Origin of the sequence: Wolinella succinogenes DSM 1740 (genome assembly GCF_000196135.1) — a bacterium.
Taxonomy (GTDB): domain Bacteria; phylum Campylobacterota; class Campylobacteria; order Campylobacterales; family Helicobacteraceae; genus Wolinella; species Wolinella succinogenes.
On sequence record NC_005090.1, the window covers coordinates 818411 to 832508 of the forward strand.

General features: G+C 48.6%; 15 protein-coding genes and 1 tRNA gene. 4 read left to right on the top strand and 12 right to left on the bottom strand.

Translation table 11 applies throughout. From position 1 onward, the window contains the following. The first annotated feature begins 38 nt into the window (after positions 1 to 38). A complete protein-coding gene (locus tag WS_RS04120) occupies positions 39 to 911 on the top strand; it encodes a DMT family transporter (RefSeq protein WP_011138766.1) in 873 nt (290 codons plus the stop codon). Here the strand turns inward: WS_RS04120 and WS_RS04125 are convergent. The 11 genes from WS_RS04125 to tatB all read right to left on the bottom strand — a co-directional run bounded on the left by WS_RS04125 (position 908) and on the right by tatB (position 8914). After that, positions 908 to 1867 carry an ATP-binding protein gene (locus WS_RS04125; RefSeq protein WP_011138767.1) on the bottom strand — a complete coding sequence of 320 codons (960 nt, stop codon included), beginning with the start codon at positions 1865 to 1867 and terminating at the stop codon, positions 908 to 910. The two genes, WS_RS04120 and WS_RS04125, sit on opposite strands and share 4 nt — an antisense overlap. After that, complete coding sequence (locus tag WS_RS04130; protein ID WP_011138768.1) at positions 1845 to 2813, bottom strand: tetratricopeptide repeat protein; 969 nt, start codon at positions 2811 to 2813, stop codon at positions 1845 to 1847. The genes WS_RS04125 and WS_RS04130 overlap by 23 nt, the downstream gene beginning before the upstream one ends. Next, entirely contained in the window at positions 2810 to 3169 is a 360-nt protein-coding gene (locus WS_RS04135; RefSeq protein ID WP_011138769.1) for a hypothetical protein, read from the bottom strand. The genes WS_RS04130 and WS_RS04135 overlap by 4 nt, the downstream gene beginning before the upstream one ends. 14 nt (positions 3170 to 3183) lie before the next feature. After that, positions 3184 to 5253 (bottom strand): methyl-accepting chemotaxis protein, encoded by a 2070-nt coding sequence (locus WS_RS04140; protein WP_011138770.1) that lies wholly within the window; start codon positions 5251 to 5253, stop codon positions 3184 to 3186. Between the two features lie 174 nt (positions 5254 to 5427). Then, positions 5428 to 5515, bottom strand: a tRNA-Ser gene (locus WS_RS04145). Positions 5516 to 5542: 27 nt separating this feature from the next. Next, positions 5543 to 5923 (bottom strand): hypothetical protein, encoded by a 381-nt coding sequence (locus WS_RS04150; RefSeq protein WP_011138771.1) that lies wholly within the window; start codon positions 5921 to 5923, stop codon positions 5543 to 5545. Next, the gene (locus WS_RS04155) at positions 5923 to 6147 is read right to left on the bottom strand and encodes a PP0621 family protein (RefSeq protein ID WP_011138772.1); all 225 of its coding nucleotides are present in this window, start codon (positions 6145 to 6147) and stop codon (positions 5923 to 5925) included. Before WS_RS04155 ends, WS_RS04150 begins: the two co-directional genes overlap by 1 nt. Positions 6148 to 6149: 2 nt before the next feature. Continuing rightward, positions 6150 to 6731, bottom strand: a complete 582-nt coding sequence (gene rsmG, locus WS_RS04160) for a 16S rRNA (guanine(527)-N(7))-methyltransferase RsmG (RefSeq protein ID WP_011138773.1) — start codon at positions 6729 to 6731, stop codon at positions 6150 to 6152. Next, complete coding sequence (queA, locus tag WS_RS04165; RefSeq protein WP_011138774.1) at positions 6728 to 7759, bottom strand: tRNA preQ1(34) S-adenosylmethionine ribosyltransferase-isomerase QueA; 1032 nt, start codon at positions 7757 to 7759, stop codon at positions 6728 to 6730. The genes rsmG and queA overlap by 4 nt, the downstream gene beginning before the upstream one ends. Further along, positions 7749 to 8474: a twin-arginine translocase subunit TatC gene (gene tatC / locus WS_RS04170; protein WP_011138775.1), complete on the bottom strand. Its 726-nt coding sequence runs from the start codon at positions 8472 to 8474 to the stop codon at positions 7749 to 7751. The genes queA and tatC overlap by 11 nt, the downstream gene beginning before the upstream one ends. Further along, positions 8474 to 8914: a Sec-independent protein translocase protein TatB gene (gene tatB, locus WS_RS04175; RefSeq protein WP_041571739.1), complete on the bottom strand. Its 441-nt coding sequence runs from the start codon at positions 8912 to 8914 to the stop codon at positions 8474 to 8476. The genes tatC and tatB overlap by 1 nt, the downstream gene beginning before the upstream one ends. A 128-nt stretch (positions 8915 to 9042) precedes the next feature. Between tatB and WS_RS04180 the strand changes: the two genes are divergently transcribed. The 3 genes from WS_RS04180 to WS_RS04190 all read left to right on the top strand — a co-directional run bounded on the left by WS_RS04180 (position 9043) and on the right by WS_RS04190 (position 13106). Next, positions 9043 to 9306: a hypothetical protein gene (locus WS_RS04180; protein ID WP_041571740.1), complete on the top strand. Its 264-nt coding sequence runs from the start codon at positions 9043 to 9045 to the stop codon at positions 9304 to 9306. Between the two features lie 101 nt (positions 9307 to 9407). Continuing rightward, positions 9408 to 10694: a serine--tRNA ligase gene (gene serS, locus WS_RS04185; RefSeq protein ID WP_011138778.1), complete on the top strand. Its 1287-nt coding sequence runs from the start codon at positions 9408 to 9410 to the stop codon at positions 10692 to 10694. A 33-nt stretch (positions 10695 to 10727) separates the two neighbouring features. Continuing rightward, positions 10728 to 13106: a tetratricopeptide repeat protein gene (locus tag WS_RS04190; protein WP_011138779.1), complete on the top strand. Its 2379-nt coding sequence runs from the start codon at positions 10728 to 10730 to the stop codon at positions 13104 to 13106. Here the strand turns inward: WS_RS04190 and WS_RS04195 are convergent. Beyond that, on the bottom strand, positions 13098 to 14012 hold the full coding sequence (locus tag WS_RS04195; RefSeq protein ID WP_011138780.1) for a LysR family transcriptional regulator: 915 nt from the start codon (positions 14010 to 14012) through the stop codon (positions 13098 to 13100). The two genes, WS_RS04190 and WS_RS04195, sit on opposite strands and share 9 nt — an antisense overlap. Positions 14013 to 14098: the final 86 nt, after the last annotated feature.

Sequence of the window (14098 nt, forward strand, 5' to 3'; positions counted from 1 at the left end):
AATCGATTCTCTAAAACCATCATTTTCAAGGCTCTTTTTTGTCTAACTCCTCTAAAGGCGCTCTCTATGTGGCGCTATGCATCACTCTTTGGTCGCTTATTCCGATCTTTGCCAAGCTAGGGCAGTCTAATCTTGACCACCATCAATACCTTTTTTTCTCCTCGCTCCTCTCTTTTTTAGCCCTGCTTGGAGTGGGATACTATCGTCGTGAGCTTGGGAATTTTTGGCGCTACTCGCTTCAAACACTCCTTTTCTTGGCATTTCTTGGGTTTTTGGACTTTTTCTATTACTGGTTGCTCTACTTTGGCTATAAAGAGGCGCAGGGGTTAGAGGTGCTGGTCTTTCAATATTCATGGCCTATTTTTATTGTGATTCTTTCGCCTTGGTTTTTGGGCGAGAAGCTCTCCATGAAGCACGCTCTATCACTTCTTTTTGGCTTTTTGGGAGTGGCGGTGGTGCTTAGTCAAGGGAAGATGAGCGAGATTGAGTTTTCCAATTTTAAAGCGCTTTTTTTGGTGCTTTTAGGGGCGTTTTCGTTCGCGCTCTTTTCTGTGCTCAGCAAGAGAGTCTCAGCCAAGGCTCTCCATGCAGTGACGCTCTATTTTTTGAGTGCCACGCTCTACTCCTCTCTTGCACTCTCGCTCTTTTCAAGTTGGGAGATGCCCTCGTGGGGGGATTGGCCTTTTATTCTTGTGAATGGAATTTTTTTGAATGGAATCTCTTATCTTTTTTGGGTGGAGGCGCTGAGGCTTGGCGATGCCTCAAAGGTTGCCCCGTTTCTCTTTTTTATCCCGCCCCTTTCGGCGTTTTGGCTGATTTTGTTCCTTGATGAGCCTTGGGTTTGGGCTTATGGTGTTGGACTTATGCTCGTGATTCTCTCAGGAATCATCAACGCCAGAAGAAAACGCTAGCGTAAAAATCCCATTTTTGAGCCTTTGGAGCCAAGATGGTGGCGGAGATAGTCCGCCAATTCATCGTAAATGCCATTTTCGTTAGCGTATTCGACCACATTTTTGGCGCTTTCAAACCATTCCATGGTGGTTGGCTTGGAATCGCTTATCTCTTTGAGCAGGTCATCTTGAAGAAGCACACGCCCCTCCTCGACCTCTAAAATCTCCTCAATAACCGCCTCTCCTGCCCGATCGACCACGCCCTTGAGGTCTGCGCCCGAGAAGTGGGGCGTGAGCTTGGCGAGCTCGGAGAGATGAAGGTTTTGGCTTGGAATGCCCTCTAGAAGCAGGCGAAAGATCTCTTCTCTAGCGTGCTCATCAGGGGGTGGGATAAAGAGCGTGCGATCAAATCGTCCGGGGCGGCGAAAGGCGCTATCCACATCCCATGGTGCATTGGTCGCGCCAATAATGAGGAGGTCGCTATTATCGCTCTCCACGCCATCAAGCTCAGCCAAAAAAGCATTAATCGTGGAGGTCATGTTGGTGTGGCGGAGCAGATCTCGGCGGCGTCCAAGCGCATCGATCTCGTCCACAAAGAGAATGGCGGGCTTAACATTGCGTGCGCTTTGGAAGAGGTGTTTGAGGTTTTTTTCACTATTCCCCACATACATATCAAGAATCTGATCGATTCCGACATTGAAAAAGGTCGCCCCACACTCGCCCGCAATGGCTCGCGCAAAGTAGCTTTTGCCACATCCAGGAGGACCATAGAGGAGGATTCCGCCGCCTGCTTGCTTCTTGAAGCGCTTGAAGAGTTCAGGATTCTTAAAGGGCTGAATGATTTTGAGGTTGGCCTCTCTTTTGAGCTTTTCTAATCCACCAATCTCAGCAAAAGTGATCTTGTATCGTTCACTCATCGGCTCGAAGTGGCTCAGAGTCGAATCTTCGGTGAGTCTATTTTTGAGAGGTTCGTCCATGGAGTGCCTTTTGGATGAGGTTAGAAGTTTTTTCTTGAAGAATCCCAAGAAGAATTCCTATCGCCTTCCCGATGAAGTGATAGAGAATCGCCGCAAAAAAGATAGAGAATCCATCCGCAAGACTCTTGGGGGGAGAGAGCAGAAGAAGCGCGAGGAGCAAAAAGGGGAGGTTGAGACGCCAATCTCGCCATAGATAAGCGCTCACACCCCAAAGCGCGAGAACAGGAAAAGGCTTGGGAATCTCCCAGATGTGAAGCCAAGTCCCTAGGGCGTAGAGAAGATAAACTCCAGCCAAAAGAGGGGCGAGACGATAGTAGCGGTGGATTTGACGATAGTGCCGATTGGCGAAAGAATCGAGGGGATTTTGAGCGAGGATACCTCGGAGTGTTTGCGCGTATCGGTCTAGTCGGCTCTCGCCCCAAAGGCCATAAAGCTTGAGAGCTTGTTCATGGTGAGGATGGCGAGCGAGAATGGATTGAAGAATCTCGCACGCAATGAGGGTGTTGTCTAGGGCATGCGTGATGAAGGCTAGAGTGCAGAGAATATCAGGATCATCGCTCTCTAGGCTGAGGGCGGAATCAATGGCGCGTTTGGCTTGGACATATTGATTGAGGTCACAAAAAATCTTGGCACGCTGATGGTGGAGCGCGCCAGAGCTAGGAGAGAGCGCAAGCGCTTCATCTAGGGCAGAGAGCGCCTCTTTGGGTCGCTGGAGTCGGCGCAAGGATTCAGAGAGAAGATAGAGGAGATAGGGGTCATTGGGGTGGAGTGAGAGGGATTGCTTGGCAGCCTCTAGCGCCTCCTTGCTCTTCTCTTGGTTGAGCAGGGCGATAATCATCTCGGCGTAAATAGCGCTCGATTCCTCTTTTTGGAGGAGTTCGTTGGATAGTTTGAGGGCTTCAGAGTATCGACCTAGAGAGTTGAGTGCGCGGAGGCGTTCGATCATTTAGGAATCCTCGTGTAGGCGATGCAATCCTTGCAAGGGTAGGCAATAGCGCCTAGGATGAGGAGAAAAAAGAGGGGAGAGAGCAGGGGGTGGTGCGAAGTGACCCCCAGTCCCAAAAAAGCCAAAAAGACGATCGTCCAATATTTGCGATTGGGGGTGTGGCGGCGCATCTCCCAAAAGAAGCTCCACCCAATGAGAAAAAAGGTGCTCGCTAGAAGAATCGCGATGGAGAAAGCCTTGGGTGGGGTGTAGCCAAGCTCATTGGGCCACAACCCTAAGAGAGAACCGTATAAAAGCCCCATCCAGCCATAGGCGAAGGTGAGCTGGAGAATTTTTTGAAAATAGAGGAAGCGCACGAAGCTCCTTTGAGCTAGAATCGTTTTTTCTTCACCTCTTGGGTGATCATTTCGGCCAGCTGGCTCACCTCCATCGCTATCCCATCCGTCTTATCCGCTACTCCTGCATTTTGTTGGGTTACAGTGTCAAGTTGGGCAATAGCCTCATTGATCTGAGTGATTCCTTGAGCTTGCTCTTTAATACTATCACTCATCTCATTGACAGATTGAACTAGAACATTGGTATTGGCCTCTATCTCTCCTAAAGACTTCTGAGTCCTCTCCGCTAGTTTTCTCACTTCATCGGCAACGACTGCAAATCCTCTTCCATGCTCTCCTGCTCTTGCGGCTTCAATGGCAGCATTTAAAGCCAGTAGGTTGGTTTGATCGGCAATGTCTCTAATGATCATGATGACATTACGAATCTCTTCAGTCTGTTTAGAGACCTCTTCAGCTCTATGGCTGATTCCTCCCATAGAGCTACTCATCTCTTCAATAGCGGCGGCACTCTCTTCTAGGCTAGCGGCTTGTTCGTTGGTGCCTTGGCTTAGGGTTTGCATCGATTCTTTGAGGAGGGCGGAGCTCTTTTGGAGAGAATCTGCATGGGTTTGGCTGGTGGTCAGCATTCGCTTGATCTCTTCTCCTAGGAGTTGGACGACCTGTTCCACTTTGCCCTCAGGTTGATGAAGGGAAGGGGTGAAGTCCATCTTGGCGTAGGAGCTTAGCACCTCTTGGAGTTGGTTGAGGTCTTTGGCGATTCCTTGTTTGAGGGTGGCAAGCATCTCGTTGAGGAGTTCGCAGAGTTGTTTGAGTTCGGGGTTAGCAGGGGTGGAGTGGATCTGTTCTTTGAGTGAGCCTCCCTTGATCTTCTCGACCACTTGGAGGGCTTCGTGCACGGTAGCCGAATCTTTTTCTATCGAAGATTCGATTCGTGCGACATTTTCATTGATCATTTGAGCCATGGTGCCAATCTCATCATCGCGGCGAATCGCCAAAGGCTCGAATCGATCCCCCTCTTTGTTGAGGTAGGCAAAAAATTGCGCTAGAGCTGTTTTGATATCATTAAGACGCCTTGTGAGGGATTTAGCAAACCAAAGCATGACGCCACAGATAAGAATCAAGAAGAGTGCTCCCATAAGCAGACTGAAGTTTCTAAGATGGCGAGCTTGGGCATAGACCTCCTCTTCTGGCACGACAATCGCCACTCCCCATGTGTGATCAAAGCCATCGACCTTGATGGGGCTGAGCGCGGCTTTGGAGGTTTTTCCAAAGGAACGGAGAGAGATAAAGGCCTCTTGGTGGTTTTTGATTTTTTCGAGCATCTCAGCGATCGCTGGGTCTTGGTCTATCTCTTTGAAGTTTTTCCCTCGTGCCTCTAGATTGGGGTGGGCGATGAGGATGCCCTCTTGAGAGATCAAGATTCCATAACCCGTGTCAAAAATCTTTAGTTTGTCGATATTCTCTTGATATTTTTCTAGCGATATATCCACGCCCACCACGGCAATGACATCGTTTTTGTAAAAAACGGGGACACTTAGGGTGGTCATCGTCACCTCTTTCCCTGCGATGGGATAGACATAGGGTTCAGTCAGGATGGAGCGCTGGAGCTTTTTGGGAAGAGCATAGTAGGCTTCGGTTTCATAGTTATCGCTTGCAGGCTCCAATCTAGCCCCCTTTGGATCGTTGACCGCATAAGCCATGAAACGCCCCTTGCTAGAGTGCGTGAGATCACCCGCAAGAGAGGGATCATCAGGGTAGAAAGCATTCTTTTCGGTGTGAATCCATGCGCCAACATAATTGGGGTGTTTTTCTACAAGATTGAGGAGAATCTCTGTCAAAGCACCTTTGGGAAGCGTGGATGAGCTTTTTTTGACTCCTTCAAGGATCTGAGCTAGCATCTCAGCGCTCTCTAGGGCCTCGCTAAGAAATCCACCAATCTCGGCAGAGTTTTTCTGCGCCACGCTCTGAAGGTATAGATCACTGCTGGTTTTGGCGCTTTCAAAAGATTTAGCGGTGGTGAGTGCCACAAGGGTGGCGAGCGAGAAAAAGACCGCAAGAAAACTGACCAAAACAAGTCGTGTGCCAATACTCATCGATTTAAACATCAAATCCCCCTCTTTCAAGAAACTATTATTCTCGAATGATAATGCAAAAAAGTAAAAATTTGGTAATGTTGGCTAGGGCTAGAGGACTAAATAAAACAAGGATGGAGGGGGTTGCTTCGGATTCTTAGAGCGAGTCTTTTTAAAAAGAGAAATTGGGTAGAGGTTTGTGAAAGCTGGCGGAGAGAGAGGGATTCGAACCCTCGAAGGCTTGCACCTTACACGCGTTCCAGGCGTGCTCCTTCAACCACTCGGACATCTCCCCAAAAAGTGGAGTGTGATTGTATCGGCTCTAGGCTAAAAAGTGGCTAAAAATCACGCCATCGATTCCCAGTTTGGCGACCTCTTCGATTTGGGATTCCTTCTCGATGGTCACGAGAATCTTGGTGTCAAGAAGATAGTGATCAGCGATCTGCTGAAAGCTCTGCAAAAAATCCTCCAAAATCACATAGCTAGCCCCTAGATTGGCATAGAGGAGAAGCTCGCTGATTCGCCCAATTTTGACCGCATAGGCGACCTTTTCTTGGTGGCAATGGCAGCCAAGGGCGCGATTGGCATCCATGGATGCGTCAAAATAGACCACCTCGCTCGCAGGGATCGCTGCGATTTGGTCGATTCCTTGGATAGGGCGAAAGCGGGGCGCAGGAATGGCTGGGTGTCCAAAGATGAGCATCACTTCACCCCCGCGCACTCTTTGGAGCAGTAGAAGCGTCCATCCACGATGATCGCCTCCTTATCGCTCACATAAACTCCACATTTTTCGCACTCTAGCATCACATCGCTACTCTTTTTCACCTCGCCCTTCTCTCTTTTTTTGAGGGTTTGGGTGAGGGTGCCTTTACGAATGAAAAAGTAGTAAATAAAAAGGATGAGCAGGATAATGACGATCCATTGCATGGCTAGACTCCTTGTTTAAATAGATAACGGCGCTGTTTGAAAGGGGTGATGGTGTAGCCCTCCTCCTCTTGTATCTCGCCCAAAACGCGCTCTCCTTTGTAGAAGAGGATGGAAGTGTGAGGGGCGATGAGAGGGCGCGCGAGGGAGAGCAGGGTTTGAGTCGAAGTGACCGCGCGCGAGGTGATGAGGTCGGGAGCCTCTAGTGTGAGAGCTTCGATTCGTTTGGCATGAATGGAGACATTGCTAAGTCCTAGCTCCATGACACAGTAGTGCAAGAAAGCGACCCGCTTTTTGAGGGGTTCGATGAGGTCAAAATGGCTCTTTGGCAATGCAATCGCTAGAATCAATCCAGGAAATCCCGCCCCCGTGCCAATATCGGCGCAGGAATCAAAGGGGGGCAAAAAGCGGAGAGGGTAGAGAGAATCGATGAGATGCTCTTCCACCTCTTGAGAGTTTTTGGCACCCGTGAGATTGTGGGCTCTATTCCACTCCAAAAGAAGCGCCGTGTAGCGCTCTAGGCGCTCTAGCATCTGATCATCAAAGGGGATGTGATAGGTTTTAAGTTGGTGTTTGAGCGAGCTCATAGGATTAGCATCCCATCTCCATAGGAGAAGAATCGATAACGCTCTTTTAGAGCCTGGGCATAAACCCGCTGGCACTCCTTCGGAGTGATGAAGGCGCTCACGAGCATGAGCAGGGTGGATTGGGGGAGGTGAAAATTGGTTAGCAGGGCAGTGGTCTTAAGGGGAGGATTGCCTGGATGGAGGAAGAGATCACACTCGCCCTCTTTTTTGCTCGTGCGCACATAGTATTCGATGGTGCGTGCCGCCGTGGTGCCGATGGCTAGAATCTGAGAGGCTTGCTTAATCTTCTGCGCGCTTGATTCGGAGATAAAGTATCGCTCTTTGTGCATGGAGTGATTCCTGATGTCCTCGCTCTCGACTCCCAAAAATGTCCCTGCGCCTACATGAAGTGTCACAAAGGCATGATCAAATCGTTCTTTGAGTCGCACCATGTCCGTCTCTTCAAAGTGGAGCGAGGCAGTGGGAGCGGCGATGGCTCCTTCGTGCTTGGCAAAGACACTCTGATACTCCACCTCATCTAAGGCAGTGTCGGTGCGTTTGATATAGGGAGGCAGGGGAACATGGCCTTGGCGTTCTAGAAACAAAAGCAGCTGGGCGAGCTCCACTTTGACTCCCCGCTCATCCCAAAAGCTCACCTCGCGAAATCCCCCCTCGCCAAGTGCTAGAATCTGAGCCCTCCACCCTTCTGCAAGAAGGAGGGTCTGACCCAGCTTGACCCTGCCTTTGATCTGCACCCAAAAACGCTCCACGCCAAGGGGCTTGTGATAGAGGAGCTCCACGCCCCCTCCGCTCTCTTTCTTGCCAAAGAATCGAGCCTTGATCACTTTGGTGTCATTAAAAACAATCAAAGCTTCTTGGGGGATGAAGCGCTCAAACTCACTGAAATGGGTGTGCAGGATGCTCCCGTCCTTGCGATTATAGACAAGTAGCCTCGCTTGATTCTTTGGATGAATCGGATGAGAGGCTATGAGCTCTTCGGGCAGCTCATAGTCGTAGGTGAGGAGCGAAAAGGGATCGTTACTCTTCATTAGGGCTTGTTTCAGGATTGACCATTTTGGCGATGAGGATAGAGACCCAATAGAGGAAGGTCAAAGGAATCGCCATCATGAATTGCGTGATGACATCAGGAGGGGTGAGGATGGCGGCCACGATAAAGATAATAATGATGGCATATTTGAAAAAATCCCTAAGGGTTTTATCGGTGACTAGACCAAGCTTGGCAAGGAAAAAGGTAACGACAGGAAGCTCAAAGGCAATCCCAAAGCCAATCATGAGCTTGGCAAAAAAAGTGACATAAAATCCAACGCTAGGGAGAGCCGTGAAGAGGGTGCTTCCAAAGTTGATGAGATAGGTGAAGCCAAAGGGAAAGACCACATAATAGGCAAAAAGTGCGCCTGTGACAAACATGAGTGTTCCAAAAAAGACAAAGGGGAGCACGAGCATCTTTTCGTTTTGGTAGAGTCCAGGGGCGACAAAAAGCCAAACTTGCCAAAAAATTACGGGCAAGGAGAACATGAAAGCGCTAAAAAAGGAGACTTTAATGGCAGTGAAGAAAGCCTCTCCTACCTCAGTAAAGATCACGTTGCTACCTGCGGGCAAGGCGGCTTTGAGGGGGGCGATCATCCAGTCTAAGATTCCTTCCCAAAAGAAAAAACAGATAAAAAAGGCAATAAAAAGAGCAACAACCGCGTTAATGAGACGCTTTCTTAGCTCTTGAATATGGGGTTTTAGCTCTTCAAACATCAAGACTCCTTGGGGGTTTGGCGCGCGCTTTTAAAATCAAGCTCAGGGGAGGAGGAATCTTTATGTGCCTCCTCTTTTTCTTTAAGCTCTTGGAGCTTTTTTTGGAGGCGTTCACGATCCTCTGCGCTCACCCTTTCGCCCTGCTCGACTTTGTTTTTGAGCTCGCTATCAAGCACGGGCTCTAGGTCGTCTAGCTTGATCTCTTTGGAGAGTTTCTGTGTTCCCTCCTCAAGACTTTTTTTATAAGAGAGTGCCTCCTGCTTGATTTCGCTGATGCTGATCTCCCTATCTAGGCTATCTTTGGCCTCGGCTATAGTCTTTTTGAACGCTCTGAAAAATTTGGCGATATCCACCATCGCCTGAGGAAGCTTATCTGGCCCTAGAAAGATGATGGCTACAACCGCCACCAAGATGATTTCGGCAAAACCCATCCCAAACATTTCACGGAATCCTTCGTATCGCCGCTTAGGCGACTTTTTGGTTTTGAAAAATGGAGAAATAGTATCTAAAACATTATAAAACGACATTGAGCGAGGGCTTGGAACGGCAAGTGCTTCAAAGGGGTATAATGGCATGGAATCTTATCACTTCTAAGGATAGAATCGTGAAGCTAAAATGGCTATGGATGGGGCTTTTACCTCTTTTTTTGACGGGTTGCATCAGCCCTAAGACGGACACCTTTTTAATCGGTGCAGGGATTGGAGCGGGGATCACGTGTATGGCAGTCAAGGGCGATCCGCTTTGTGGCCGAGGTTCTAGGGGAGAATCGCTGTGGGAGCGCCAAGACCCTAATTTTCCTGATGCGTCGATTCCTTACGACATGGATTATTAGTCCGCCAAAGAGAGAGGCTGATTTATGGCTATTTTATAGCCCTTTGGTTACCATTATTTTTTTGGATAAACCGCTTGAAGCGATAAAAATAGAGAGAAACAATGATTGATTTGAAGCTTTTGATGAATGATTTTGAAGAGGTGGCAGAGAGGCTGGCCAAGCGCCATTTGGAGGCTGATTTTTTGGAGCAGGCGCGCCTTTTGGCGGGTCAATACAAGGCGAAAAAGCGCGAGAGCGAAGAGTTGCAAGCCGAGCAAAACGCCAAGTCTAAACTCTTTGGCCAATACAAAAAAGAGGGAAAAGAGATCGACTCCCTCAAAGCAGAGCTAGACACCCTCAAGATTCGTTTGAGTGAGATTCTCCCTGAGGTGAGTGTTTTAGAGAGAGAGCTAGAATCGCTTGCACTCATTATTCCCAACCTGCCTGATGAGAAGACCCCCATAGGAAGAGATGAGCATGACAATATTGAAATTAGGCGCGTGCTAGAGCCTAAGATGTTCGACTTCCGCCCCAAAGAGCATTGGGAGTTGGCCGAGCAGAATGGTTGGATTGAGTTTGATCGTGGCGTGAAGCTGGCCAAGAGCCGATTTTCGGTGTTGCGCAAAGAGGGAGCGAGAATGAGCCGAGCGCTCATTAGCTATATGCTTGATTTTAATCACTCTAGAGGCTTTGAAGAGGTGGTTACGCCCGTGATCGTTAATAGAGAAACGCTCCTTGGAACGGGGCAGTTGCCTAAGTTTGAAAATGATCTTTTTAAAATCTCTGAAGTGATTGAAGAGGAGCAGGGGGGCGAGAAGGGAAGGGGGCATGAACTCTATTTGATTCCCACGGCCGAAGTGACACTCACCAATCTCTATCGAGATGAGATTATTCCCCACGATGAACTTCCCCTCCTGCTCACGGCGCACACGCCATGTTTTCGCAAAGAGGCAGGAAGCGCAGGGCGTGACACAAGAGGGATTATTCGCCAGCATCAGTTTGACAAAGTGGAGCTAGTGGCACTCACAAAGCCCGAAGAGAGTGATGCGATTCAGCAAAAGATGATCGATTGCGCCTCTGACCTTTTGAGCTCTCTAGGATTGCCTCATCGCTTAGTCCAGCTCTGCGGAGGGGATCTTGGGTTTGGAGCGAGCAACACGGTGGATATTGAGGTTTGGCTTCCGGGGCAAAACTGCTATCGTGAGATCAGCTCCATCTCCAATACAAGAGATTTTCAAGCTAGACGCGCCATGATTCGCTATAAAGACGAGGATAAAAAAAATCGACTCGTCCACACTCTCAATGGATCCTCTTTGGCGGTAGGCAGAACACTGGTAGCCATCATGGAAAACTACCAAAACGCCGATGGAACCATCGAGATTCCTGAGGTTTTACGCCGCTACCTATGAGAGCATTGAGCCTAAATCCCCTTTGGAGTCGCCATGGCGGAAGATAATGTCATACGCCTTGATGATGAGGTGAATGATTTTACCCCAGAGGGGGAGAAAAAGCCTACCGCACCTCTTTCTAGGCGTCAAGTGCTTTTGAATAGGCTCTCCTCTTTTAAAGAGAAAATTCAAAGCGACAAGCGCCTTTTTTATGGGGTACTGGCTTTGGGAGTGCTCTTTTTTCTCCTCATCCTCGCGCTTTTGGCCGCGATTTTGCTCGCCCCCAAGGAGGCGGCTCCCACTCCCTTGAGTGAGGGACGAGAGAGTGAGGGACGAGAGATACTCAGAGGGCTTAAAATAGAGAGTCGCCCTGTGGATATCTCTCGTTTGGAGACCATGATCAAAAAGGCCAATCTGCTTTACACCAAAGGCGACAGAGGAGAGGCACTCAATCTCTATGAGAGCATCTCCGGTTTCTCCGAATCGCTCTCTAATTTCAATCTAGGGGTGGCACAAGCGGAGGAGAAAAACTACGAAGCAGCGCTCGCCTCCTTCCAAAAGGCCATTGATTCGGGAGAAGATCGGGCTATGAGCGCGATCAATGCCGCGATGTGTGCTTACTGGCTTCAAAACAGTGCGCTTTATCGCTACTATGTTGATCTAGCCGAAGCCTATCTTCCTGAAGCCTCTAATCTCCCTCTCTACCCCTATCTCTATGCTTTGGTACAGTATTACAAGGGTTACTATTTTGAGGCGATCTCTCCACTCACTCATTTTCAAAAGGGGCACTACGCCAAAGAGGTGGATCATCTTTTGGCCAAGCTTCATCTCTACTATGGAGATGAAATGAGCGCTCTTGGCTTTTTAGAGCGGAGTGCGACGAGTGAAGATTACCTAGATTTAGCATTGCTTTATGCAAGAATCGGCGACTATAAGAGCGCTCAAGATTATCTCGTGCGTCGAATCGAGTCGGGCGACACCTCACCCAAGCCTCATATGGCGATGGCACTTATCGACGCTAAGATAGGGAAGTTGGGGGATGCGGCGGCGATGCTTGATAAATATGCAGGCAAAGATGAGCGTGAAATCGCCTCGATCTATCCGCTCAAGGTTCGTCTCAAAGAGACGCTCTTTGATGTGCACGAATCACAGAAGCGATTTTGGCAGGATTTCTCCTCTCGCTCACTCACGGCCTATAAAATATTTTTTTATTATGCCCCTTATAAGGTGTTTGACGCTGATCAGGCGTTGGTCTTTATCAAGCAGGGGGGAGTCAATATTTTGCTCAATGATATTGAAGAGGCTAAGGATGTCTTGGTGAAAGGATCGACCATCTCCAAGGTTAATCTTAACATTGCCAAAGCTCTCAAGGAGACACTCAAAAACAACACAAGAGAGGCTAATAAACTTCTCAAATCGGTGGTCGATGAGTATCCAAATCACGCGATTCTACACTACAATCTCGGACTCTCTTATGCGCAGATGGGCGATTTTGACAACGCCTATCGTCATTTTTTAAGAAGCCACCACCTCAATAGTCGTGACATTCTTCCGGGAATCTTTGCGATGATTGCGGCTAGGCTCACTTTTAGGGACTATTCAAGAATCGCCGACACTTTGGCAGTTGAGCTTGAAAATAGCCAGCTAGAGGAGGAGGAGCGGCAATTCCTCCTCTCTCTTCTTGGCTACTTTCAAGGGAACAAAGCCGCCCCATTGGAGTGGATGGAGGGGGTGAAGAATCCAAAGAGCATCTATCTTGCACTAGAGGTGGCTTCGGCGATTCAAAGTGGAAATAAAGAGCGAATGGTGCGTGCAACTAAAAAACTCCAATCCCAGCTCCCCGATGATCTAGTGGCTTCGCTTTTGGCAGTCTTGGCGGAAAACTATGGAGACGATCCCAAGGAGTTAGCCCTCAAAGCGCAAGCTTTCTACAAGGAGCGACCCACCTCGCTAGAGGCGCTCTACTATGGCCCCGCACTCGCTAGAGAGCTCTATGTGCATGTGGGGTATAACATTGGAGCTTTGCGTCGAGTTCAACAAACGCTAGACGATAGACTGGTGAGCGAGAGGGGTGAGGTGAGAGGGGTGGTGCAGGCTCTGGCGCTCACAAGCATCTACCTTAGGGAGTTTGAGAAGGCATTCGTGCTCTATAACTCACTGATTGATGACATGGGTGAGCGGGATACGCAGACGCTCTTTTTAGCCGGAGTTGCGGCTATTGGAGCGGGACACCATGAAAACGCCGTGGCACTTCTGCAGCTTGCCAAGCTGGAAGCACCCACAAACTATGAGAGTCGCTATGCCCTAGGACTCCTCCAGCAGGAGGCAAAAAATCTCAAAGCCGCAGCGATACAGTTCGCAGCGGTTGGCAATGTGGGCTTTGAGTCGGAATATTTTGACTTTGAGGTGGATACTTCTAGGTCTCTACCCTAGATTTTTGTTGCACATGAGGCAACTAGAGACCGTATCGACAAATGCATCATTTTTACGATCTTTAAGGTAGGCAAGATAGAGTTTTCGCTTCAGCTTGCAGCCTCGGATTTTTGATTCATGAAGAGAGTTGTTCACTAAGTCATCTTGAACCACATATTTTGAAAGAATAGCCACGGTGGGCTTGGGCGATTCTTCAGGGAATTTAGGACTTTTGAGCACGGTGTGCTTCACGCCCGTGGAGCTGCTCACCACTCCTTTGATGTCAAAGGTGGTGCAGTCGATTCCTACATCATCGAGGGTCTCATTGATGATTCTTCGGGTGTTGCTCCCCCATTCACGACAGATCCATGAGAAAGTGAGCAAATCCTCTTTTTTGACGGTTTTAGGCAGAGGGGAGTTGCTAAAGAGGACAAACTCATCCTCCACCCACTCACGATAGACAATATTGTCCTTGAAGATAGGCGATTCAATGAGAGCGAGATCAATCTTTTTTTCAATGAGCGCTTCAATGATATTGTCTGAAGAATCGATCTTAACAAAGACATCGTTTTTGATCATCTCCTTAATATTGCCCAAGCAGTTTGGGAGGATGTAGTTCCCGATGGTGAAGGAGGCGCCAATATTGAAAGAGAAATCTTTTTTGATGATCTTCATCGTCTCTTTCTCAGCCGTGACAATGGCACGCTCTAATCTTAGCGCGATGGTGAGAAGTTTCTCGCCATCTTTGGTGAGTTTGACTCCGTTTTTTTTGCGCTCGATGATTTTGGTGTCGAGATACTCTTCAATGTATTTGATCTGTTGAGTCACGGCGGGCTGGGAGATTCCTAGTTTAGCAGAGGCTTTGGAGAAGCTCCGTTCGCGCACTACGATGAGGAAGGTTTCAAGCTTGGCGAAATCTTTTAACATCGTTTTTCTCCTTGGAGGGCGGTTTTTGATATAAAAAAATATAATATAATACCAAAAAAAATGCGAAAAAGTTATAGGTCGTTTTG